Raw genomic sequence first — 20,299 nt, 5'->3', positions numbered from 1 at the left:
TCTCCTCAGGCGGCATTCTTGAGTTTCGGGTCCAGCGCGTCGCGCAGCCCGTCGCCCATCAGGTTGATTGCCAGCACGCTGAGCAAAATGGTCAAGCCAGGCAGGCTCACGACCCACCAGGCACGTTCGATATAGTCACGGGCCGAAGCCAGCATGGTGCCCCACTCCGGCGTTGGCGGTTGTACGCCAAGGCCGAGGAAGCCCAGTGCCGCGGCATCGAGAATCGCCGAGGAGAAGCTCAAGGTCGCCTGTACGATCAGCGGTGCCATGCAGTTAGGCAACACGGTGATGAACATCAGGCGTGGCAAGCCGGCCCCCGCGAGGCGGGCTGCGGTCACGTAGTCGCGGTTCAGTTCGCCCATCACCGCAGCGCGGGTCAGGCGGACATAGGACGGCAGCGAAACGATAGCAATGGCAATCACGGTGTTGATCAGGCCAGGGCCGAGGATCGCTACAATCGCCACCGCCAGCAGCAGCGAAGGCAGGGCCAACATGATGTCCATCAGGCGCATGATGGTCGGGCCCAGCAGGCGCGGGAAGAAACCGGCGAACAGACCCAAGAGGATCCCCGGGATCAGCGACATCACCACCGATGACAAACCGATCAACAGCGACAGGCGTGAACCCTGGATCAGGCGCGACAGCAAGTCACGGCCCAGTTCGTCGGTACCCAGCAGGAACTGGATCTGTCCGCCTTCGAGCCATGACGGCGGGGTCAGCAGGAAGTCACGGTACTGCTCGCTGGGGTTATGCGGTGCTACCCATGGGGCGAAGATCGCGCAGAACACGATCAGCAACATGAACAACAGGCCGGCAACCGCGCCCTTGTTCTTGGAAAAGGCTTGCCAGAATTCTTTGTACGGGGACGGGTACAGCAGGCTTTGATCGACTGCTGACACTTGAGTTGGTGTGGTCATGGTCATGATCTCAGCGCTGGTGACGGATGCGTGGGTTGGCGAAGCCGTAGAGGATGTCGACTACGAAGTTCACCAAAATCACCAGGCAGGCGATTAACAGGATGCCGTTTTGCACCACGGGATAGTCCCGCGCGCCAATGGCTTCGATCAGCCATTTGCCGATGCCGGGCCACGAGAAGATGGTTTCGGTCAAAACCGCGCCGGCCAGCAGCGTGCCGACTTGCAGGCCGACCACGGTCAGTACCGGGATCAGCGCATTGCGTAGGCCATGGACAAATACCACGCGCGCTGGCGACAGGCCTTTGGCCTTGGCGGTGCGGATGTAGTCCTCGCGCAGTACTTCGAGCATCGACGAGCGGGTCATCCGCGCGATCACTGCCAGCGGGATGGTGCCAAGCACGATGGCCGGCAGGATCAGGTGGTGCAAGGCGTCCCAGAACGCGTCCGGTTCGTCTGCCAGCAGGGTGTCAATCAGCATGAAGCCGGTGCGCGGCTCGATGTCATAGAGCAGGTCGATACGCCCGGAAACCGGGGTCCAGCCCAGGCTCACGGAGAAGAACATGATCAGGATCAGGCCCCACCAGAAGATGGGCATCGAATATCCCGCAAGGGAGATGCCCATCACCCCATGGTCGAACAGGGATCCTCGTTTCAAGGCCGCGATCACTCCGGCCAGTAGCCCGAGGATGCCGGCGAACAACAGCGCGGCCATGGACAATTCCAGGGTCGCGGGGAAGAGGGCGGTGAACTCGCTCCACACGCTGGTACGGGTACGCAGGGATTCGCCGAGGTCGCCCTGGGCGAGCTTGCCGATGTAGTCCAGGTATTGCGCATACAAAGGTTTGTTCAAGCCAAGGCGTTCCATTGCCTGGGCGTGCATTTCGGGATCAACCCGCCGCTCGCCCATCATGACTTCCACGGGGTCGCCAGGGATCATGCGAATCAACGCAAACGTCAGCAACGTGATGCCGAAAAATGTGGGGATCAATAACCCCAATCGGCGGGCAATAAAACTAAACATCGTGTGGTGTACCTCAATCAGCCGGTTAGGCAAGTCCGGCACCCTCAACTTCGAAGGGCCGGGCGTTTCTTATTACTTCACCTGGGTGGTGGCGAAGTTGTTGTTGGTCAAGGGACTTTGGGTGTAACCCTCGACATTCTTACGCATGGCCGTGAACATTTTCGGGTAAGCCATGGGAATCCAGGGTTGGTCCTTGTCGAAAACGGCCAGGGCTTGTTTATAGAGTGTGGCGCGTTCAGTGGGTTCAGCGATGGCGCGCGCCTTGTCGATCAGCCCCTGAAACTCTTCGTTACACCAGCGGGCGTAGTTTTGACCGTTCTTTGCGGCGTCGCAGCTCAGGTTCGGCGTCAGGAAGTTGTCCGGATCACCGTTATCTCCCGCCCAGCCAGCGGACACCATGTCGTGCTCGCCGGCTTTCGCGCGCTTGAGCATTTCACCCCATTCCATGACCTTGATATTGACCTTCAGGCCGATCTGGGCCAGATCCGCCTGCATACGCTGAGCGCCAAGCATTGGGTTGGGGTTGGTCGGGCCGCCGCCGTTACGGGTGAACAGGGTGAACTCGGTGCCTTCTGGTACGCCGGCTTCCTTGAGCAGGGCGCGTGCCTTGTCCAGATCACGGGGCGGGTTCTTCAGCGTGTCGTTGAAGCCCAGCAGGGTCGGCGGGTACGGGCCGGTGCCTACAACTGCGTTGCCTTTGCCGTACAGCACCTCGGTGTAACCGGCTTTGTCGAACGCGATGTTGATCGCGTGTCGTACGCGGGCGTCGCTCATGTATTTGCGGGTGGTGTTCATGGCGGTGTAGCTGGTAGTCATGGCCGCCAGTTCATCGATTTTCAGGTTGGGGTCTTTCTTGATGCTCGGCAGGTCATCGGGCTTTGGATACAACGCGATCTGGCACTCGTTGGCCTTGAGCTTCTGCAGGCGCACGTTGTTATCCACGGAGATGGCCAGGATCAGCGGATCGGCGGGCGGTTTGCCGCGGAAATATTGCGGGTTGGCCTTGAATCGCACCTGGGCATCTTTCTGGTAGCGGGTAAAGATAAATGGCCCGGTGCCAATCGGCTTGCTGTTGAGCTGTTCGGTCTTGCCGGCGGCGAGCAGCTTGTCGGCGTACTCGGCGGAATGGATAGCGGTAAAGGGCATAGCGACATCGGCAAGGAACGGTGCTTCAGGGCGCGTGAGGGTGAAGACCACGGTGTGATCATCTGTCTTCTCGACGCTTTTGAGCAGTTGCTTGAAACCCATGCTTTCGAAATAGGGGAAACCGGTGGTGGACTTGTTGTGCCACGGGTGTTTCGGGTCCAGTTGACGCTGGAAACTCCAAAGCACGTCGTCGGCATTCAGGTTACGCGTGGGGGTGAAGTAGTCGGTGGTGTGGAACTGGACGTCATCGCGCAGGTGGAACGTATAGGTCAGGCCGTCTTCGCTGATATCCCAGGATTTGGCGAGTGCCGGAACGATCTCGGTGGTCCCTGGCTTGAAGTCCACCAGGCGGTTGAACATGGTTTCGGCAGCGGCGTCAGCCGTGACCGCCGTGGTGTACAGGACCGGGTCGAAACCTTCCGGGCTGGCTTCGGTGCAGACCACCAGCGGCTTTGCCGAAATGCCAACCGCCACGCTCAACAGCGCAGCGGCAATGGCAGCTTGTAACGGGAGCGTTTTCATCGATGAGCCCTCTGTAATCGTTTCAACCAGACAAGCGTAGGCGGCGGGTTCTTCCTGAACCCACCGTCTACCTGGCGCTAATTAAAGAATGTTGAACGGGATGGTGGTAACCAGGCGGAACTCTTTGATGCTGCCGTCCGACTGGTTTTCACTGCCACGGTGCTCAACATAGGTCGCACGAATAGCGGTGGCCTTGAGCGGGCCGCTCTGCACGGCATAGGCTGCGCCGATACCGTATTCCTGATGCTTTTCGTCGTCCTGGGACTGGATGCCATCATAGGCAAACCCGGCTCGGCCACCGTTGCCGCGGTAGTGGGTGCCGTCGATGCCCCAGCCGCGGGCGGAGTAGATGTTGAACTTCAAGCCCGGGACGCCGTATTCGGCCATATTGATGCCGTAGGCGACCTGGAAGGATTTCTCGTTCGGGCCGTTGAAGTCGGACGTCAGGGAGTTGGCCAGGTAGATACCGTTGGTTTCGTGCAGGTAATCGAAGTATTCGTTACCGTTCACGGCCTGGTAGGAGAAGGTCAGGCTGTGCGCCTGGTGAGCCAGGCCCAGGGACAGGGAGAAAGTATCGTTGTCGATTTCCCCCATCTCTTTTTTGCCTTCATCGACGGTTTTGTAATAGTTGAAGCCGGTGGTCAGTGCCAGTTGTTGGCTGTCGCCCAGCTCGTGGGTTGCGCCGAAGTAGTACTGGTTCCAGAAGTCCTTGACGTTGGCGCCGAAGAAGCTGGTCTTCAGGCTCTTGAACGGCTGGTAGTTCAAGCCGGCGGTGTAGACCTTGTCGGTTTCGGCGCCGTTGCCGTATTCGGTACGGAATTTCGACAGGCTCTGTTCGGTACGCGGGGATACGCGGTCAAAGATCCCGCCCTGGAACGACAGGTTGCTGAACTCCTGGCTGTCGATGCTCACGCCCTGGAAGCTTGAAGGCAATGCACGGTTGCCGATGGTGTCGACGATACCGCTGCTGAAGTTCTGGCGGCCGGCGGTCAAGGTGGTGTTCGAGACACGGAACTTGACGTTGGCCAGGCCCAGTTTGCTCCACTGGTCTACGGCGTCGCCGTTGGAGTCGGCCAGGGTGCGGTTGGAACCACCTTTGATGTCGCGTTTGCTGCGGTCCAGAACCAATGCGTTGTACACCGCCACTTCGGTGCTTACGCCGACGGTGCCTTGGGTAAAGCCCGAGGTCGCGTTGATGATGGTGCCCTGGACCCAGTTCTCACGGCGGCGGTCGGTTACGGTTTGACCGTGCTTCTGGTAGGAGAAGCTACCGCCCCGGTATTTCTGTTCATTGGAGTACCAGTTACGGGTACTGCCGCCCAGACTGAAGTCTTCGACGAAGCCTTTGGCCTCGCTTTGGGCGCTGGTGCCGGCCAGTGTGGTGGGAACGAAGTCCTGGCTTGCAGGCTCAGCATAGGCGGTTGCCGTGATGCTGCTGATGGCCAGGGCCAGAAGCGCTTTGCTGCTCAGTTTCATGGGTGAAGCTCCTTTGGTTCTTTTTTTTAATGCCGGTCTTTTTAGGTGAACCGGCTATTGGGTGTGGAACTCTTTTCAGCAGTGCAAACGTTTGCCGATCGAAAAAACTTGAATTAAGGCTGCACGTTTGCAGCAAGGCGAGTTATTGCCCTGCGCAATCCGGTTATTTTCTTATGGGTTGATACTCACGCCCGAGAACACGTTACGGCCGAATGGACTCACCTTGAAACCTTCGACTTTGGCGCTTAACGGCTGGTTGACCGTCGAGTGGGCGACGGGCGTGATCGGCACCTGCTGCTTGAGCAGTTGCTGTGCCTGTTTGTACAGAACCGTCCGTTGTTCGCGGTCGGTCACGACCTTGGCTTGCTTGATCAACTTGTCATACGCCGGGTCACACCACATGGAGTAGTTGTTCCCGCCGATGGCATCGCAGCTGTAAAGGGTGCCGAGCCAGTTGTCCGGGTCACCGTTGTCGCCGGTCCAGCCGATCAGGCTGATATCGTGCTCGCCATTTTTGGTGCGCTTGATGTACTCGCCCCATTCATAGCTGACGATCTTGACCTTGAGCCCGATCTTGGCCCAGTCGTTCTGCAGCATCTCGGCCATCAACTTGGCGTTGGGGTTGTACGGCCTTTGCACCGGCATCGCCCACAGGGTGATCTCGGTACCTTCCTTCACGCCGGCGGCCTTGAGCAACTCCTTGGCTTTTTCCGGGTTGTAGGCCGCATCCTTGATGGTGTCGTCGTAGGACCACTGGGTCGGTGGCATGGCGTTGACCGCCAATTGGCCTGCGCCCTGGTAGACGGCGTTGAGAATGCTCTGCTTGTTGACCGCCATATCCAGCGCCTGGCGTACTTCGAGCTGGTCGAAAGGCTTGTGCCGCACGTTGTAGGCAATGTATCCGAGGTTGAACCCCGGCTTGGTCAGCAGTTGCAGCTTGGGGTCGGCCTTGAGGGCGTCGACATCGGCCGGGCGCGGATGCAGGGTGACCTGGCATTCGTTGGCCTTGAGCTTCTGCACGCGAACCGAGGCGTCAGTGTTGATGGCGAAAATCAGTTGGTCGAGCTTGACCCGGCTTGGGTCCCAGTACTGTTTGTTGGCGGTATAGCGGATCTGCGAGTCTTTCTGGTAACGCTGGAACACAAATGGACCAGTGCCGATCGGCTTCTGGTTGATATCGCTGGGCTTTGCGGCCTTGAGCAGATGGTCGGCGTATTCGGCGGACAGAATGGCGGCGAAGCTCATCGCGATGTTCTGGATAAACGCGGCATCTACCGTATTGAGAGTCATCACCACGGTGTACGGATCGGTTTTTTCGACCTTGGCGATGTTCTTGTTCAGGCTCATCCCGTTGAAATACGGAAACTCGGTAGGGTAGGCCTTGCGAAACGGATGGTCGGCATTGAGCATGCGGTTGAAGGTGAACAGCACGTCGTCGGCGTTGAAGTCACGGGTTGGCTTGAACTCCTTGTTGCTGTGGAACTTCACCCCCTCACGCAGATGGAAGGTGTAGGTCAGGCCGTCTGGCGAAATGTCCCACTTTGTGGCGAGTGCCGGTACTACGCCGGTTTCACCTTTTTCGAACTCAACCAACCGGTTGTAGAGCGGCTCGGCCGCATCGTTGTCGGTGGCGGTGGTGTATTGCGCGGTGTCGAAACCGGCCGGGCTGCCTTCGGAGCAGAACACCAGGCTCTTCTTGTCGGCAGCCTGGCCCATCGAGGCGACGGCCAGCAAGCCGGTGCCCAATATCGCGGATAGAACGGTGGTATGGCGCATGACGATCCCCAATCCATTTTTATCATTCGTCAGTGAGCGTTTGCCATGCCCGCTACGGGACATGGAAAGAACACTGATCCCTTTTCAGCAGTTGCCGTGCTGGAACTGCATCTCTGCCGTCCATGACACTAGGGGTCGAGGGATAGGCAGTAAATGTGCAGAACCAAACAAACCTTGTAGGCCTCGGCCGGTACATTTGCAGTCAATCGCTGTAAGACGGCAGCGGTCGCGAATGTAGTTCGAGTCCTGTGGTCATGGCGGATGCAATGACGGCGACGTTATGAAGCGTCGCCGTCAATGGTCCTTACTTGCTGACGCTCACGCCGTAGAAGGAATTCAAGCCAAACGGGCTGATCTTGAAGTCCTGCACGGTGTTGCGCATGGGTTGATACACCGTCGAGTGCGCGATAGGTGTCATCGGGACTGCATCTTTGAGGATGTGTTGCGCCTGCTTGTACAGTTCGGTGCGCTTGGCTACATCCGATGTGGCCTTGGCTTGTTTCACGATGCCGTCAAATTTCTTGTCACACCATTTGGAGAAGTTGTTGCCGGCCAGGGAATCGCAGCCGAACAGCACGTTCAGCCAGTTGTCCGGGTCACCGTTATCACCGCTCCAACCAATGATCATGGCCTGGTTCTCGCCGCCTTTGGAACGCTTGATGTACTCGCCCCACTCGTAGCTGACGATGCTCACGTTCAGGCCGATCTGTTTCCAGTCGTTCTGCAGCATTTCCGCCATCAGTTTGGCATTCGGATTGTAGGGACGCTGTACCGGCATCGCCCACAGGACGATCTTGGTGCCTTCCTTGACCCCAGCCTCTTTGAGCAGTTCCTTGGCTTTTGCAATGTCCTGCGGGGTGTCCTTGATGGTGTCGTCATAGGACCATTGGGTCGGTGGCATGGCGTTGACCGCCAGTTGGCCCGCGCCTTGGTAAACGGAGTCGATGATCTGCTGCTTGTTCACCGCCATGTCCATGGCCTGGCGTACTTTCAGGTCGGCCAGTGGGTTCGGTTCAGTCTGGCCCTTGAGCACGGGCATTACGTTGTAGGCGATATAGCCCAGGTTGAAGCCGGCCTGGTGCGGCATTTTCAGGCTCTTGTCTGCTTCCAGCGCCTTGAGGTCGGCCGGACGCGGGAACAGGGTGACCTGGCACTCATTCTTCTTGAGCTTCTGGATACGTACCGACGGGTCGGTGGTGATGGCGAAGATCAGGTTGTCGATCTTCACGTCTTCAGGCTTCCAGTAATCCTTGTTGCCGGTGAAGCGGATGTTGGAGTCTTTCTGGTAGCTCTTGAACACGAACGGGCCAGTGCCCACAGGCTTCTGGTTGATGTCCTGGGGCTTGCCTTCCTTGAGCAGTTGGGCGGCGTATTCAGCCGACTGTATGGAGGCGAAGCTCATGGCCAGGTTCTGGATGAAAGCCGCGTCCACGGTGCCAAGGGTGAACTGGACGGTGTGGTCGTCGATCTTCTCGATGTTCTTGATGTTGGTGTCCATCCCCATGTCCGTGAAGTACGGAAACTCTGTGGGGTAGGCTTTGCGGAACGGGTCGTCTTTCTTGATCATGCGGTTGAAGGTAAACAGCACGTCGTCAGCGTTGAATTCACGAGTCGGCTTGAAGTACGGCGTGGTATGGAACTTGACCCCTTCACGCAGGTGGAAGGTGTAGCTCAGGCCGTCTTCGGAAACGTCCCACTTGGTGGCGAGGCCAGGAATCACGGCGGTGCCGCCGCGTTCGAACTGGCTGAGACGGTTGAACATGGTTTCGGCCGAAGCATCGAAGTCTGTTCCGGTGGTGTACTGGCCTGGATCGAAACCGGCCGGGCTCCCTTCGGAGCAGAACACCAGATTAGTCGCCGCTTGGGCGAAAGGTGCAGCGGCCATTAAACCGGCGCTGACTAAAAACGGAATGACTGCGTGTTTAAGCATGTTGGCCTCATGATTTGTTGTCATTTTTGGTAGTGAGGGCGACCTCGTGAGTCGACCTGCGGATACTTATGCAGGCCCCATACCCATTGCAAGATGTTGAGAGGCTACAAGCGCTAAACAGTGGTACGAACGTACAGGAATGTCGCATACGTATAACTTTCGACACAAAAACATCTTTTTGGGCATGTTTTCGGTGCTCCAGGCGCACCGTAAATGCTCATTCCAGGCCTCTGGCGCACCTGATTTGGGCGTGGCTGTTACTTATCCAGACCGGCACCACAGTCCGCCTGGATCGAGCCTGGAGTTCCGCCCGGTCTTTTGGTAGTGGTGGAAAACCGTCTATTTCAGAACAGACTTTCCAAGTGTTTGTTATTGCGGTTTTTTCCTGGCGGTTAATACCAGTTGAGAGAGGCTTCGCGGTTGCGCTGACCCCGGTCGTGCGCATCGTTTTTCCGGATAGCGGCATATGCCGCTCAACCCGGTGCTACTGTTGATGAGGGCACAACGGTAGGGCACGCCCACTGCGACTCTGCTTCCTATGGTAGCGCCCCAGGGGGCTGCGCCTTCCAGAGCGCTTGCCGGATATTCGTACGATAAGACCACTGGCATTCAGCGGGATGTTTGTGCCAATTGTCCGGCGTTTGGCCAAAAAAAACGGCGGTCACCGAAGTCTCCGCCGTCTTGGTCAAACAGCCAGGCGTTATGGCATCTGGACTTCGATCACACCATCGGCGCTCATGTTGACCTGGCTGGTGCCGGCCTCAACTTGCGGGGTTGGCGCTGCATCCATGGCTTCAGCTTTCATCATCATGGCGCCGCTACGGGCGTAAGGTTGTGGATAACCATTGCTGTTGAAGTTCAGATTGACGATTTTGTAGCCTTTGCCACCCAGCGCATCGGTAGCCAGTTGAGCACGTGCCTTGAAGGCACTGACCGCTTCCTTGAGCAGGGCATCTTCGCTGGCCTTGCGGGTCGGGTCTGCGATGGCGAAGTCCATGCTGTCGATCTTCAGGGTGGTGAGCATCTCGCCGGTGAGCTTTGACAGCGCGGCAAAGTCCGAACTTTCCATGCGCAACTCGGCGCGTTCGCGCCAGCCGGTGATTTTCTGGTTCTTGTTGTCGTAGATCGGGTAGCTGTTGCGGCTGCCCTGGCGCAAGGTGACACCTTTGACTTCACGGGCCTGGGCCAGCGCCTTGTTCATGGAGTTGGTGATTTCGGCGGCCAGCTTGCCTGGATCGCTGTTCTGGGATTCGGTGTAGAGCGTGACGATCATCTGGTCACGGGCAACTTCCTGGCTGACTTCTGCACGCAGGGATATCTGGTTGTAATGCAGCGTGTCGGCGGCCAGCGCAGGCAGGCTGGCGACGCTGCCCAGGCTAAGAGCGATAAGGGTGGCACTGCGAGTGAAACGAGTCATGAAAGCTCCTTGATGTGATCGTGTTCGATAAGACTGTAGACGCAGGGGTGGGGTTCATCGGGTTAAAAGTTTTTAGCGGCAAGCTGAAGTTGAAGCTTGCCGCTTTCCTCTCCTGCGTCAAAGGGCCACACACGCGCTGCCTGTACTGTTGCTTCGTTTATACTTGGTGCGATCCGCCTGGAGCGCTCATCAGGAGAGCTCATGCTCACCCCCCTAAAATTGACTTCCGCCACTCGCCAGAACCTCTGGCGCCTGACGTTTATCCGCACGCTGGTACTGGCCGCTCAGGCCGGCTCTGTCGGGCTTGCCTATTGGTTAGAGTTGCTGCCGCTGCCGTGGTTGCAGCTGGGCGTGACGCTGGCCTTTTCCACGGTGCTGTGCGTTTTTACCGCCATTCGCTTGCGCACCACTTGGCCGGTGACAGAGCTGGAATACGCGCTGCAACTGGCCTGTGACCTGTTTATCCACAGCGTGCTGCTCTATTTTTCCGGTGGATCTACCAACCCTTTCGTCTCCTATTATCTGGTGCCGCTGACGATTGCCGCCGTGACGCTGCCATGGCGTTATTCGGTGGTGCTGTCCGGGATCGCGCTCACGCTGTACACCCTGTTGCTGGCGCAGTTCTATCCGTTGCAGACCTTTCCCATCGCTCGGGAAAACCTGCAGATCTATGGCATGTGGTTGAGCTTTGCCCTGGCGGCCGCCGTGATCACGTTCTTCGCCGCGCGCATGGCAGAAGAACTGCGTCGCCAGGAAGAACTGCGCGCCATTCGCCGCGAAGAAGGTTTGCGGGACCAGCAATTGCTGGCGGTCGCCACTCAGGCCGCCGGTGCTGCTCATGAGTTGGGCACGCCGCTGGCAACCATGAGTGTCTTGATCAAGGAAATGCGCCAGGATCACCATGATCCGGCATTGCAAGACGACCTCGGCGTGCTGCAGGAGCAGGTCAAGCAGTGCAAGCAAACCTTGCAGCAACTGGTGCGTGCCGCCGAAGCCAACCGCCGTCTGGCGGTGGACATGCAAGACGTCACGCAATGGCTGGACGAGGCGCTGAACCGCTGGCACTTGATGCGCCCCGAAGCCAGTTACCGCTTCCACTTGCTGGGACAGGGCACGGTACCGCGCATGGCGCCACCGCCGGACTTGACCCAAGCGCTGCTGAACCTGCTCAACAACGCCGCCGACGCCTGCCCGGAAGGGTTGGAAGTGCAGTTGGACTGGGACGCGGAGAACCTTACGATCAGTATTCGCGACCACGGTGCCGGCGTGCCGCTGGCCATTGCCGAACAGATCGGCAAACCTTTCTTTACCACCAAGGGCAAAGGTTTCGGCCTGGGCCTGTTTTTGAGCAAGGCCAGCGTGACTCGCGCCGGCGGCTCCGTGAAACTTTACCCCCATGAGGAAGGCGGCACGCTCACCGAGCTGCGCCTGCCCCGTGTCGTTCGAGGAGACATCGATGAGTGACGAGATCCAAGTCGAAGGCGAAGAACTGCCGCACCTGTTGCTGGTAGATGACGACGCTACTTTCACCCGAGTCATGGCCCGCGCCATGAGCCGGCGCGGCTTTCGCGTCAGTACGGCGGGCTCGGCCGAGGAAGGCCTGACCATTGCCCAGGCCGACCTGCCGGATTACGCGGCACTGGACCTGAAAATGGACGGTGACTCGGGCCTGGTGCTACTGCCCAAGTTGCTGGAACTGGACCCGGAAATGCGCGTGCTGATCCTCACCGGATACTCCAGCATCGCTACCGCCGTCGAGGCCATCAAGCGCGGCGCTTGCAACTACCTGTGCAAGCCGGCCGATGCCGACGACGTGTTGGCCGCCTTGCTCTCCGAACACGCAGACCTCGACACCCTGGTGCCGGAAAACCCGATGTCGGTGGACCGTCTGCAGTGGGAGCACATCCAGCGCGTGCTGACCGAACATGAAGGCAATATTTCCGCCACTGCCCGCGCACTGGGCATGCACCGCCGAACCTTGCAGCGCAAGTTGCAGAAGCGCCCAGTACGGCGCTGAACCGGGCTCGGCCAGTGTGGTGAGCGGGCTTTTTGTGGGAGCGAGCAAGCCCGCCCCCACATTTGATAAGCGTAAATCCAATAAAAAGCCCGGTTGATCATCGATCCGCCGGGCTTTTTTGTATCGCTTGAAATGACTTACTTTTTCAAACCGTAATGCTCATCCAGCATGCCAGGGGCATTGGGCGTCTTGGGGGCGTAGTCCCGAGGCGGCTCCTGATCCTCACGAGGCGGCGTCAGGCGTTCCCGTGGGGTTTGCACCGCATCTGAATGCAATGCGGCCAGCAAACGCTGGCGGGTGATGTCGTCCAGGGCGAGGCGGTTGGCGCCCTCGGCGAGGTGATCTTGTACTTCCTGATAGCTCTGGGTGAGTTTTTTTACCAGGGTCGCGGTGCTGTTGAAGTGGGTAACAACCTCGTTCTGATAACTGTCAAAACGTTCCTGAATGTCATCCAACTGACGCTGCGTGCGGTTAGGCGCGGCATTCGGCAGCAGGCGAGCAACCAGAAATCCAATGGCGACACCGGCAACCAGGGCAAGAGTCGGCAACAACCAAACTAAGAGCGAGTGTTCCACGAGTCCTTCCTCTATAAACGGCTTTGCTTTACGTTAACGGCTCGGACCTGCGCTGTATACCGCGATTAAGCTCGCAATGATGCCATGCACAGACTTTTAGCTAGACGAGTCGACCCTTTGAGAGGTCACGGAGTTCATTCCTTGCTCATGCGTGAAACCCCTGTTTTGATCGATGGCCCGGTAGGCCAACTGGAAGCCCTGTATCTGGATCACCCCGAGCCACGCGGCCTGGCGCTGATCTGCCACCCTAACCCGGTGCAGGGCGGAACCATGCTCAACAAAGTGGTTTCCACCTTGCAACGCACGGCGCGCGATGCCGGCTTGATCACCCTGCGCTTTAATTATCGCGGCGTTGGCGCCAGTGCCGGTTCCCACGACATGGCCAGCGGTGAAGTGGACGATGCCGAAGCGGTCGCCACCTGGCTGCGCGAAAAACACCCCGGGCTGCCGATGACCTTGCTGGGATTCTCCTTTGGCGGATTTGTTGCGGCAAGTCTCGGCGGTCGCCTGGAAGCCAAGGGCGAGAAACTCAATCACCTGTTCATGGTAGCGCCTGCCGTCATGCGCCTGCGTGATGAAGACGTGTTGCCGCAGGACTGTCCATTGACCCTGATCCAGCCGGAAACCGACGAAGTTGTCGACCCGCAGCTTGTCTACGACTGGTCTGCAGCCTTGAATCGCCCCCATGAGCTGCTGAAAGTGGCAGAATGCGGGCACTTTTTTCATGGCAAGCTCACCGATCTCAAGGATCTGGTGCTGCCACGTCTTTCGAATTGATAGCAGTCTGATAAGCGATTACCCATGACGACTCGTACCCGTATCCTCACCGGCATCACCACCACCGGCACGCCGCACCTGGGCAACTACGCCGGTGCCATCCGCCCGGCGATCCTCGCCAGCCAGGATGCCAATGCCGACTCGTTCTACTTCCTGGCCGACTACCACGCCCTGATCAAGTGCGATGACCCGCAGCGCATCCAGCGTTCGCGCATGGAAATCGCCGCGACCTGGCTGGCCGGTGGCCTGGATGTGAACCGGGTGACGTTCTACCGTCAGTCCGACATCCCGGAAATTCCCGAGTTGACCTGGCTGCTGACTTGCGTGGCGGCCAAAGGCCTGCTCAATCGCGCCCACGCCTACAAGGCTTCAGTGGACAAGAACCTGGAAAACGGCGATGACCCGGATGCAGGAATCAGCATGGGCCTGTACAGCTACCCGGTGTTGATGGCCGCAGACATTCTGATGTTCAACGCGCACAAGGTGCCGGTGGGGCGCGACCAGATCCAGCACGTGGAAATGGCCCGTGATATCGGCCAGCGCTTTAATCACCTGTTCGGCAATGGCAAAGAATTTTTCGCCATGCCCGAGGCACTGATCGAAGAAAGCGTTGCCACCTTGCCGGGCCTGGATGGCCGCAAGATGTCCAAGAGCTACGACAACACTATCCCGTTGTTCACCAGCGCCAAGGACATGAAGGACGCGATCTCGCGGATCGTCACCGACTCCCGTGCGCCCGGTGAAGCCAAGGATCCGGACAACTCACACTTGTTCACCCTGTACCAGGCGTTCGCCACTGCGCAGCAGGAACAGCAATTGCGCAGCGAACTGCTCGACGGCCTGGGCTGGGGCGAGGCGAAGAACCGTCTGTTCCAACTGCTGGACGGCCAGTTGGGTGAGGCCCGTGAGCGTTACCACCAATTGATGTCCCGCCCATCGGACATGGAAGACTTGTTGTTGGTCGGCGCCAAAAAAGCCCGTGCCGTCGCTGCTCCGTTCCTGCAGGAGTTGCGTGAAGCGGTGGGTCTGCGTTCCTTCGTCAACCAGGCCAGCGCTGCTGCCAGCACCAAGAAGAAGGTGGTGAAGGCTGCACGTTTTGTCAGCTTCCGCGAGGATGACGGCAGTTTCCGTTTCCGTCTGTTGGCCGCCGACGGCGAGCAATTGTTGCTGTCGCGTAACTTTGCCGACGGTAAAGCGGCGGGCGCGGTGACCAAGCAGCTGCAATCCGGACAGGCGCTGGATGTGCGCAGTGATGCGTTGAGCTTCAGTGTGTGGCTGGACGGTGCATGCGTGGCCGACAGCCCTGCATTCGCTGACAGGGCTGCGCGTGACGCCGCTGTTGAAGCTTTGCGTGTGGCGTTGACTCCCCTCGAGGACTGACCCGACCAAGGGTTGATTGCCATTATCCGGGGCCGTCGTTACAGTGGCGGCCCGTTTTTGTTGCCTTGCTAACGAAATTATGACGCCCCTAGAACGATATCAAGCTGATCTGAAGCGCCCCGACTTCTTCCACGATGCTGCCCAGGAAACGGCAGTGCGTCATTTGCAGCGCCTGTACGACGATCTGGTCGCGGCCTCGCAGAGCAAGCAGGGGATGCTCAGCAAGCTGTTTGGCAAGAAAGACCAGACACCGGTCAAGGGCCTGTATTTCTGGGGGGGCGTGGGCCGGGGCAAGACCTATCTGGTCGATACCTTCTTTGAAGCGCTGCCCTTCAAGGAAAAATCTCGCACGCACTTCCACCGCTTCATGAAGCGCGTACACGAAGAGATGAAGACCCTGCACGGCGAGAAGAACCCGCTGACCATCATCGCCAAGCGTTTCTCCCAGGAAGCGCGGGTGATCTGTTTCGATGAGTTCTTTGTGTCCGACATCACCGACGCCATGATCCTCGGCACATTGATGGAGGAGCTGTTCAAGAATGGTGTGACCCTGGTCGCCACCTCGAACATCGTGCCTGACGGCTTGTACAAGGATGGCCTGCAACGCGCGCGCTTCCTCCCGGCCATTGCGCTGATCAAGCAGAACACCGATATCGTCAACGTCGACAGCGGCGTCGATTACCGCCTGCGCCATCTGGAGCAAGCGGAACTGTTCCATTTCCCGCTCGACGAAGCTGCGCATGAAAGCCTGCGCAAGAGCTTCCGGGCGCTGACGCCGGAATGCACCCAGGCGGTGGAAAACGATGTGTTGATCATCGAAAATCGCGAGATTCGCGCATTGCGCACATGCGATGACGTGGCCTGGTTTGACTTCCGTGAACTGTGCGATGGCCCGCGCAGCCAGAACGACTACATCGAACTGGGCAAGATCTTCCATGCCGTGATCTTGAGCGGTGTAGAGCAAATGAGCGTCACTACCGACGATATCGCCCGGCGCTTTATCAACATGGTCGATGAATTCTATGACCGCAACGTCAAGCTGATCATCTCGGCCGAAGTCGAACTCAAGGACCTCTACACCGGTGGTCGCTTGAACTTCGAATTTCAGCGCACCTTGAGTCGCTTGTTGGAAATGCAGTCCCACGAGTTCCTGGCGCGGGCACACAAGCCTTAAGTAAACGCTAATCCAAAATGTGGGAGCGGGCTTGCTCCCACATTTGTCTACTGTGCTGGTCTTTGGTTATGCGGCTTGCTGGAATTGCTGCCGATATTGGTTCGGTGACAACTCCGTGTGTTGCCTGAACAGCCGCGCAAAGAAGCTCGCATCGTCGTAACCCACCTCATAGCTGATGGTCTTGATACTTTTACGGCTGCCGGAAAGCAGGCCCTTGGCTGTCTCGATGCGCAGGCGTTGCAGGTAGTGCAGGGGCTTGTCGCCGGTGGCGGTCTGGAACCTTCGCATGAAGTTACGGATACTCATGCCGTGTTCGCGGGCCACATCCTCAAAGCGGAACTTGTCGGCGAAGTGCTCTTCAAGCCAATGCTGGATCTGCAGGATGATCACGTCCTGGTGCAGTTTCTGGCCACCAAAACCGATGCGGCCTGGCGCGTAGCTGCGCTGCACTTCGTAAAGAATGTCGCGGGCCACGGCCTGGGCGATGTTGGCGCCGCAGAAGCGTTCGATCAGGTAAATGTAGAGGTCGCAGGCCGAGGTCGTGCCGCCGGCGCAAAAGAGGTTGTCGGCATCGGTCAGGTGTTTGTCCTGGTTGAGCTGGACTTTGGGGAAGCGCTCGCTGAAGGCATTGAAGAAGCGCCAATAAGTGGTCGCCTCCTTGCCATTGAGCAGGCCGGCTTCGGCCAACCAGAACACCCCGGTGGCCTCGCCGCATAACACCGCGCCGCGCGCATGTTGCTCGCGCAGCCACGGCAGGATTTGCGGGTAGCGTTTGCTCAGGGCGTCGAAGTCATCCCAGAAGGCCGGCAGCACAATGATGTCGGCGTTTTCCAGGCCGCCGTCCACCGGCATGATTACATCGCTGAAGCTGCATACCGATTGCCCGTCGGGGCTCACCAGGCGGGTTTCAAAGGCTGGCGTGAGGCCCAGGCCTTGCTGTTTGCCGTAACGCAGGCTGGCTAAGTGGAAAAAATCCTTGGCTTGCATGAGGGTTGAAGCGAATACCCGATCAATGGCCAAAATGCTGACGCGCCGCAAGGGCGTGGAGATTTGGTTAGACATAATTTCATTTATTCTTATAGGGGAAAGTGGTCACCAGACGGCTGGATCGTCTTATTTTTTGTCGCATGTGTCCAGTGTCCTGTGACGATCGTGCAGCTTAGGCTCTGTGTTCTTGTTTTTGTCCGACAATCCACGCAGGTGACCCATGATTCCCAGAACCTTGTTCAGCTCGGAGCACGAACTCTTCCGCCAAAGCGTGCGTACGTTCCTCGAAAAAGAGGCGGTGCCGTTCCATGGGCAATGGGAGAAACAGGGGCATATCGATCGCGCTCTGTGGAGCAAGGCAGGGGAGGCGGGGATGCTGTGTTCACATCTGCCCGAAGAGTACGGCGGCCTGGGGGCGGACTTTCTCTACAGTGCGGTGGTGATCGAGGAGATTGGTCGGTTGGGGTTGACCGGAATCGGCTTTTCACTGCACTCGGATATTGTTGCGCCATATATCCTGCATTACGGCAGCGAGGCCCTGAAGCACAAGTATTTGCCCAGGCTGGTTTCCGGGGAGATGGTCACGGCCATCGCCATGACCGAACCGGGCGCCGGGTCTGACCTGCAAGGGGTCAAGACCACCGCGGTGCTGGATGGCGACGAATACGTAATCAACGGCTCAAAGACTTTTATCACCAACGGTTTTTTGGCGGACCTGGTGATTGTGGTGGCCAAGACCGATCCCAAGGCTGGCGCCAAAGGCACCAGCCTGTTCGTGGTTGAGGCCAATACGCCGGGCTTCGACAAGGGCAAGCGCCTGGAGAAGGTCGGGATGAAGGCCCAGGACACTTCCGAACTGTTCTTCCAGGATGTGCGCGTCCCCAAGGATAACCTCCTCGGGCAGGCCGGAATGGGCTTCGCTTACCTGATGCAGGAATTGCCCCAGGAGCGCTTGACCGTGGCGGTTGGCGCCTTGGCTTCGGCTGAAGCGGGGCTGCAATGGACCTTGGACTACACCCGCGAGCGCAAGGCGTTCGGCAAGGCGATTGCTGATTTTCAGAACACTCGCTTCAAGCTGGCAGAGATCGCTACTGAGGTGCAGATCGGTCGGGTATTTGTCGATAAGTGCTTGGAACTGCATCTGCAAGGCAAGCTGGATGTGCCCACGGCGGCGATGGCCAAGTACTGGACCACGGATCTTCAATGCAAGGTGCTCGATGAGTGCGTGCAGTTGCATGGCGGCTATGGGTTCATGTGGGAATACCCGATTGCCCGAGCCTGGGCGGATGCGCGGGTGCAGCGGATTTATGCGGGGACCAACGAGATCATGAAGGAGATCATTGCGCGAGCGCTCTGAATCTTCAGTGTTTTTGAAGTCGCCATCGCGAGCAAGCCCGCTTCCACACTTGGAATGCATTTCAAATGTGGGAGCGGGCTTGCTCGCGAAAGCGATCTACAGATCAATCAAGGCGCAGGATTCGGATGATCCTTCTGAATCGCCTCAATCCCCTCCAGCACTTCCTTCGACAGCTTCAGATCTGCGCTGGCGATGTTGCTCTCCAGCTGCTCCAGCGTCGTGGCACCAATGATGTTGCTGGTCACGAACGGCTGTTGCGTGACAAACGCCAATGCCATTTGCGCCGGGTCCAGACCATGTTCCCTTGCCAGTGCCACATAACGGCTGCACGCCGCTTCCGACTGCGGGTTGAAATAACGGCTGAAGCGGCTGTATTCCGTCAGGCGTGCCTTTGCTGGGCGCGCGCCGTTCTCGTACTTGCCACTGAGCATGCCGAACGCCAGGGGCGAATAGGCGAGCAGGCCGCACTGTTCACGAATGGCGATTTCCGCCAAGCCCACTTCAAAGCTGCGGTTGAGCAGGTTGTAGGGGTTCTGGATCGACACGGCGCGGCTCCAGCCACGGGCTTCGGCCAGGGCCAGGAACTTCATGGTGCCCCACGGTGTTTCGTTGGACAGGCCGATATGACGGATCTTGCCGGCCTTGACCTGTTCGTCCAGGGCTTCGAGGGTTTCCTCCAGCGGGGTCAAGTCCGGCTCATCCTTGTGCTTGTAGCTCAATTGCCCGAAGAAGTTGGTGCTGCGCTCCGGCCAATGCAGCTGGTAAAGGTCGATCCAGTCGGTCTGCAGGCGCTTGAGGCTGGCATCCAGGGCCTCGACGATATGCTTGCGGTTGTGCTTGAGGTGGCCGTCGCGAATATAGTCGATGGTGTTGCCGGGGCCGGCGATCTTGCTGGCGAGGATCCAGTCGGCCCGGTCGCCGCGGCTTTTGAAGTAATTACCGATATAGCGCTCGGTGGTGGCGTAGGTTTGTGCCTTGGGCGGCACTGGGTACATTTCGGCGGTATCGAGGAAGTTGATCCCTGCGGCCTTGGCTCGTTCGATCTGGGCGAAGGCCTCTGCCTCGCTGTTCTGCTCACCCCAGGTCATGGTGCCGAGGCAGATCGCGCTTACATTCAGATCAGTTCGGCCCAGCTGTCGATAATCCATCGGGTGCTCCTTCGGCAAAACAATCATAAAAGCAGGTTGAATTTTTTTTCGCAATCTGCATAATTGCCCACCTCTTTCTGCAGTGGAAGTGATGCGCCGCCTGCCGAAGAATCTTGCCGTTGAACGGACGCGCCGACCCGAGCCCCCGATAGCGTCTGTATCCGGCTGCCTTTGACTTGTCAAAGTACGCACTATTCAGTAAGATCCGCCGTCTAATTTACAGGGCGGCCCCTGAGGCTATTAAAGAATGACAACTTTTACTGCAAAACCGGAAACAGTTCAGCGCGACTGGTTTGTCGTCGACGCCGCTGGTCAGACCCTGGGTCGTCTGGCCACTGAAGTCGCCAGCCGTCTGCGTGGCAAGCACAAGCCTGAGTACACCCCTCACGTTGATACCGGTGACTACATCGTGATCATCAACGCTGAGCAGGTACGTGTTACCGGCAACAAAGCGCAAGACAAAATGTACTACCGTCACTCCGGTTTCCCAGGCGGTATCAAGTCTTCCAATTTCGAAGGCCTGATTGCCAAGAAGCCTGAAGCCCCGATCGAGATCGCGGTCAAAGGTATGCTGCCGAAGGGCCCACTGGGTCGCGACATGTATCGCAAGCTGAAAGTCTATGCGGGCGCTGCTCACCCTCATGCTGCTCAGCAGCCCCAAGAACTGAAGTTTTAACGG

The 20,299-nt window shown here is 58.4% G+C and carries 17 protein-coding genes; 7 read left to right on the top strand and 10 right to left on the bottom strand.

Annotated elements, in window-relative coordinates:
• Window positions 1–5: 5 nt before the first annotated feature.
• The 7 genes from OQ460_RS20600 to OQ460_RS20570 form a co-directional block, all read right to left on the bottom strand.
• Entirely contained in the window at window positions 6–917 is a 912-nt protein-coding gene (locus OQ460_RS20600; protein WP_027604858.1) for an ABC transporter permease subunit, read from the bottom strand.
• A gap of 10 nt (window positions 918–927) precedes the next feature.
• Window positions 928–1,938 carry an ABC transporter permease subunit gene (locus OQ460_RS20595; protein WP_410019194.1) on the bottom strand — a complete coding sequence of 337 codons (1,011 nt, stop codon included), beginning with the start codon at window positions 1,936–1,938 and terminating at the stop codon, window positions 928–930.
• Window positions 1,939–2,010: 72 nt separating this feature from the next.
• On the bottom strand, window positions 2,011–3,606 hold the full coding sequence (locus tag OQ460_RS20590; protein ID WP_410019193.1) for an ABC transporter substrate-binding protein: 1,596 nt from the start codon (window positions 3,604–3,606) through the stop codon (window positions 2,011–2,013).
• Between the two features lie 81 nt (window positions 3,607–3,687).
• Window positions 3,688–5,082 carry an OprD family porin gene (locus OQ460_RS20585; RefSeq protein ID WP_410019192.1) on the bottom strand — a complete coding sequence of 465 codons (1,395 nt, stop codon included), beginning with the start codon at window positions 5,080–5,082 and terminating at the stop codon, window positions 3,688–3,690.
• A 171-nt stretch (window positions 5,083–5,253) separates the two neighbouring features.
• Complete coding sequence (locus OQ460_RS20580) at window positions 5,254–6,858, bottom strand: ABC transporter substrate-binding protein (protein WP_410019191.1); 1,605 nt, start codon at window positions 6,856–6,858, stop codon at window positions 5,254–5,256.
• 304 nt (window positions 6,859–7,162) lie between these two features.
• Window positions 7,163–8,788 (bottom strand): ABC transporter substrate-binding protein, encoded by a 1,626-nt coding sequence (locus OQ460_RS20575; RefSeq protein ID WP_410019190.1) that lies wholly within the window; start codon window positions 8,786–8,788, stop codon window positions 7,163–7,165.
• Window positions 8,789–9,488: 700 nt separating this feature from the next.
• A complete protein-coding gene (locus OQ460_RS20570; RefSeq protein WP_410019189.1) occupies window positions 9,489–10,205 on the bottom strand; it encodes an SIMPL domain-containing protein in 717 nt (238 codons plus the stop codon).
• A gap of 201 nt (window positions 10,206–10,406) precedes the next feature.
• On the opposite strand from OQ460_RS20570, the gene OQ460_RS20565 reads away from it, so the two are divergent.
• Window positions 10,407–11,669, top strand: a complete 1,263-nt coding sequence (locus tag OQ460_RS20565; protein WP_410019188.1) for an ATP-binding protein — start codon at window positions 10,407–10,409, stop codon at window positions 11,667–11,669.
• Complete coding sequence (locus OQ460_RS20560) at window positions 11,662–12,222, top strand: response regulator transcription factor (protein WP_029291924.1); 561 nt, start codon at window positions 11,662–11,664, stop codon at window positions 12,220–12,222. The genes OQ460_RS20565 and OQ460_RS20560 overlap by 8 nt, the downstream gene beginning before the upstream one ends.
• A gap of 137 nt (window positions 12,223–12,359) precedes the next feature.
• Here the strand turns inward: OQ460_RS20560 and OQ460_RS20555 are convergent, their stop codons facing one another.
• Window positions 12,360–12,797, bottom strand: a complete 438-nt coding sequence (locus tag OQ460_RS20555; protein ID WP_410019187.1) for a YhcB family protein — start codon at window positions 12,795–12,797, stop codon at window positions 12,360–12,362.
• 147 nt (window positions 12,798–12,944) lie between these two features.
• Between OQ460_RS20555 and OQ460_RS20550 the strand changes: the two genes are divergently transcribed.
• From OQ460_RS20550 to zapE, 3 genes are all read left to right on the top strand, one after another.
• Complete coding sequence (locus tag OQ460_RS20550; RefSeq protein WP_410019186.1) at window positions 12,945–13,574, top strand: alpha/beta hydrolase; 630 nt, start codon at window positions 12,945–12,947, stop codon at window positions 13,572–13,574.
• A 24-nt stretch (window positions 13,575–13,598) separates the two neighbouring features.
• Complete coding sequence (locus tag OQ460_RS20545; RefSeq protein WP_410019185.1) at window positions 13,599–14,954, top strand: tryptophan--tRNA ligase; 1,356 nt, start codon at window positions 13,599–13,601, stop codon at window positions 14,952–14,954.
• Window positions 14,955–15,033: 79 nt separating this feature from the next.
• A complete protein-coding gene (gene zapE / locus OQ460_RS20540) occupies window positions 15,034–16,128 on the top strand; it encodes a cell division protein ZapE (protein ID WP_410019184.1) in 1,095 nt (364 codons plus the stop codon).
• Window positions 16,129–16,194: 66 nt separating this feature from the next.
• Here the strand turns inward: zapE and OQ460_RS20535 are convergent, their stop codons facing one another.
• The gene (locus OQ460_RS20535; RefSeq protein ID WP_410022069.1) at window positions 16,195–17,115 is read right to left on the bottom strand and encodes a GlxA family transcriptional regulator; all 921 of its coding nucleotides are present in this window, start codon (window positions 17,113–17,115) and stop codon (window positions 16,195–16,197) included.
• 220 nt (window positions 17,116–17,335) lie between these two features.
• On the opposite strand from OQ460_RS20535, the gene OQ460_RS20530 reads away from it, so the two are divergent.
• On the top strand, window positions 17,336–18,472 hold the full coding sequence (locus OQ460_RS20530) for an acyl-CoA dehydrogenase family protein (RefSeq protein WP_410019183.1): 1,137 nt from the start codon (window positions 17,336–17,338) through the stop codon (window positions 18,470–18,472).
• A 107-nt stretch (window positions 18,473–18,579) separates the two neighbouring features.
• Here OQ460_RS20530 and OQ460_RS20525 read toward each other — a convergent pair whose 3' ends face one another.
• A complete protein-coding gene (locus OQ460_RS20525) occupies window positions 18,580–19,620 on the bottom strand; it encodes an NADP(H)-dependent aldo-keto reductase (RefSeq protein WP_410019182.1) in 1,041 nt (346 codons plus the stop codon).
• Between the two features lie 247 nt (window positions 19,621–19,867).
• On the opposite strand from OQ460_RS20525, the gene rplM reads away from it, so the two are divergent.
• Complete coding sequence (gene rplM / locus OQ460_RS20520) at window positions 19,868–20,296, top strand: 50S ribosomal protein L13 (protein ID WP_154744692.1); 429 nt, start codon at window positions 19,868–19,870, stop codon at window positions 20,294–20,296.
• Window positions 20,297–20,299: the final 3 nt, after the last annotated feature.

Origin of the sequence: Pseudomonas imrae (assembly GCF_046352735.2) — a bacterium.
In the GTDB taxonomy this organism is placed as follows: Bacteria; Pseudomonadota; Gammaproteobacteria; order Pseudomonadales; family Pseudomonadaceae; genus Aquipseudomonas; species Aquipseudomonas imrae.
The sequence above is the reverse complement of the archived record's forward strand: the minus strand, read 5'-3'. Positions and strand labels throughout refer to the sequence as shown.

What these genes read in the sequence shown, in the direction of transcription:
- OQ460_RS20600 (WP_027604858.1), bottom strand. Translation starts at nt 917, where the DNA reads ATGACCACACCAACTCAAGTGTCAGCAGTCGATCAAAGCCTGCTGTAC.
- OQ460_RS20595 (WP_410019194.1), bottom strand. Translation starts at nt 1,938, where the DNA reads ATGTTTAGTTTTATTGCCCGCCGATTGGGGTTATTGATCCCCACATTT.
- OQ460_RS20590 (WP_410019193.1), bottom strand. Translation starts at nt 3,606, where the DNA reads ATGAAAACGCTCCCGTTACAAGCTGCCATTGCCGCTGCGCTGTTGAGC.
- OQ460_RS20585 (WP_410019192.1), bottom strand. Translation starts at nt 5,082, where the DNA reads ATGAAACTGAGCAGCAAAGCGCTTCTGGCCCTGGCCATCAGCAGCATC.
- OQ460_RS20580 (WP_410019191.1), bottom strand. Translation starts at nt 6,858, where the DNA reads ATGCGCCATACCACCGTTCTATCCGCGATATTGGGCACCGGCTTGCTG.
- OQ460_RS20575 (WP_410019190.1), bottom strand. Translation starts at nt 8,788, where the DNA reads ATGCTTAAACACGCAGTCATTCCGTTTTTAGTCAGCGCCGGTTTAATG.
- OQ460_RS20570 (WP_410019189.1), bottom strand. Translation starts at nt 10,205, where the DNA reads ATGACTCGTTTCACTCGCAGTGCCACCCTTATCGCTCTTAGCCTGGGC.
- OQ460_RS20565 (WP_410019188.1), top strand. Translation starts at nt 10,407, where the DNA reads ATGCTCACCCCCCTAAAATTGACTTCCGCCACTCGCCAGAACCTCTGG.
- OQ460_RS20560 (WP_029291924.1), top strand. Translation starts at nt 11,662, where the DNA reads ATGAGTGACGAGATCCAAGTCGAAGGCGAAGAACTGCCGCACCTGTTG.
- OQ460_RS20550 (WP_410019186.1), top strand. Translation starts at nt 12,945, where the DNA reads ATGCGTGAAACCCCTGTTTTGATCGATGGCCCGGTAGGCCAACTGGAA.
- OQ460_RS20545 (WP_410019185.1), top strand. Translation starts at nt 13,599, where the DNA reads ATGACGACTCGTACCCGTATCCTCACCGGCATCACCACCACCGGCACG.
- zapE (WP_410019184.1), top strand. Translation starts at nt 15,034, where the DNA reads ATGACGCCCCTAGAACGATATCAAGCTGATCTGAAGCGCCCCGACTTC.
- OQ460_RS20535 (WP_410022069.1), bottom strand. Translation starts at nt 17,115, where the DNA reads ATGCAAGCCAAGGATTTTTTCCACTTAGCCAGCCTGCGTTACGGCAAA.
- OQ460_RS20530 (WP_410019183.1), top strand. Translation starts at nt 17,336, where the DNA reads ATGATTCCCAGAACCTTGTTCAGCTCGGAGCACGAACTCTTCCGCCAA.
- OQ460_RS20525 (WP_410019182.1), bottom strand. Translation starts at nt 19,620, where the DNA reads ATGGATTATCGACAGCTGGGCCGAACTGATCTGAATGTAAGCGCGATC.
- rplM (WP_154744692.1), top strand. Translation starts at nt 19,868, where the DNA reads ATGACAACTTTTACTGCAAAACCGGAAACAGTTCAGCGCGACTGGTTT.